Annotated in this window: 3 protein-coding genes; 1 reads left to right on the top strand and 2 read right to left on the bottom strand. The window is 59.3% G+C overall.

From position 1 onward, the window contains the following. Together ACH2EH_RS07670 and ACH2EH_RS07665 are read right to left on the bottom strand one after the other, a co-directional pair. Positions 1-541, bottom strand: a 541-nt coding sequence (locus ACH2EH_RS07670; protein ID WP_395140461.1) for an MBL fold metallo-hydrolase, incomplete at its 3' end; no start/stop codon positions are given. After that, on the bottom strand, positions 538-1,311 hold the full coding sequence (locus ACH2EH_RS07665; protein WP_395140459.1) for a sugar phosphate isomerase/epimerase family protein: 774 nt from the start codon (positions 1,309-1,311) through the stop codon (positions 538-540). The genes ACH2EH_RS07665 and ACH2EH_RS07670, both read right to left, overlap by 4 nt. Before the next feature lie 35 nt (positions 1,312-1,346). On the opposite strand from ACH2EH_RS07665, the gene ACH2EH_RS07660 reads away from it, so the two are divergent. Continuing rightward, positions 1,347-1,900: hypothetical protein (locus ACH2EH_RS07660; RefSeq protein WP_395140457.1), on the top strand; the 554-nt coding region annotated here is incomplete at its 3' end.

Below are 1,900 nucleotides of genomic sequence, written 5' to 3'. Positions count from 1 at the left end.
GCGTGTCGCCGCTATGGTAGAGCGTCCACGAACCGATCTTGAGCACATAGCCAGCATAGCACGGGAGCCGCTCGTCGTGGGCGGCTGGGACGGCAGTTACCTGGACGGAGCCAAGCGTCACGGTTTCACCAATGTTCAAGCCAACGAGATTCGTGCGGCCACCGAGGCGTTCGGTGGCGAAGGCGAGGTTCTCCGTGGGGACAATCAATTGCGCCCTGGCGTTACTGGCAAAGAGCGGCAGGAGTGTCTGGGCATCTAAGTGATCCGTGTGGTTGTGGCTGCTGGTGATCAACGAAACACCTAACAAGCGCTCCGGGGCGACCACGCGCTCCGTCATTCGGGTGTGCGGCTTGTCCGTGGCGGCGTATTTCTCGCTCAGAGAGTCTGAGAGGTAGGGGTCGAGCACGAGGCGGGTGCCCTTGTGCGCCACTAAGTACCCGCTCTGGCCGAGCCACCAGACATGAAGCGCCTCGGGCTGCGTTGCCGTTGCATGATCCACATCGGCGAGAAAGGCATCGTCTTGGAGCACGGGGCGGATCATCGGCGGGCCAGCCATTCACGGACGAGGCGGGCGTACTGAGGAAATGCGACCTCGGGGGCGGCGATCTCCGGGTGCCAGCGCTTTTCCCATTCCAGCGAGAGTGCGCCCGTGTAGCCGCTTGCAAGCGCGAGCTCCAGCATCGGAAACACCGGGACATCACCCTCACCTAGGAGTGTGTAGCCCTGACCAACTAGGCCATCTTTAATATGAATGTGCTGCAGTGTTGGCGTGAGCAGTCGGTGCGTTTCCTTGATTGCCTCCCCCTGGCGGAAGGGATGGTGTAGATCCCAGAGCGAGAAGACGGCGTGGTGCGCCGCCTCCGCGAGCAGTGCCGCAACCGTTGCCCCTGTCGAGAAGTCATCGTGGGTTTCCAGGACAATGGCCACGCCTGCGTCGGCGGCGGCATCGCCAAAGGCTCGAAGATTCTCTAGGGCCAGCTCGCGGCTCTCGGGCTTACCCCCAAAAACCCGCACCAGCGGGCTGCCCAAATCGTGTGCCAGTGCGCAGTGGTTTTTCACATGATCCAGATTGCCCTGCGCCACCACCCCGGACGACGAAACGCAACAAACGGCAATACCGGAGTCGGCGAAGCGCTGCTTGGTTTCGCTGCGGTTCTCAGGCAGAAATGGAGTTGCAAGAGGAATATCCATCTCATCGAGATAGCCACGCAGCTCAATGCTATCGTAGCCAAAGGCGACGGCAGAAGAGAGGATGGTGTCAATATCCCAGGCGGGGCACCCCAGAGTGGAGAAAGAAAGCAGGTTATCCATGTCAATATTGTACGGTGCGCACGGTATAATAGACCATGCAACCCCTCGTATTTTTTACCGTTTTGTCTCTTCTCAATGGCACGCCGCAAGTGCCACAAGACCCTCCGACAGCGCCCCAACAAGGGGTGCCCCAGGAGTCGGTGCTCGCCACGGGTCGCGACTACTTTTTCTTTACCAAAGCGCTCAGATCCCTGCGACAGGGACAGGTCTCGTCTTTGGTCACTATGGACATCAAGGGAGAGGGACTGGCGGTGGTGCTGAAAGGGCAGATCCGCCTGACTCACAAGACTTCGGGAGCCTATATTAGTGAGCTGAGCGTTCTGCCACCCCTGGGAGGAAAGCCCAAGCGCTACAAAGTAACCCACGATGGTAAAACGACCTGGGTTCAAGACCTCGGTGCGGGTACCTACGCACTCCAGAAGGTCACGGAAGAAAATGAGTTCCTCGTTCGTGGTTTGCTGACCGGTCTTGCCAAGACCGCTCTGGAAAAGCTAGAGCCTTCCCAGCTTAAGTTCCTCGATGCGGCAGAGCCAACTCCCGAGCTGGCTGTGGAGCTTGAAAAGGCAGTGAAGCAGGGCGATGGCGATAT

Origin of the sequence: Armatimonas sp., assembly GCF_043760365.1 — a bacterium.
Classification (GTDB): Bacteria; Armatimonadota; Armatimonadia; order Armatimonadales; family Armatimonadaceae; genus Armatimonas.
The sequence above is the reverse complement of the archived record's forward strand: the minus strand, read 5'-3'. Positions and strand labels throughout refer to the sequence as shown.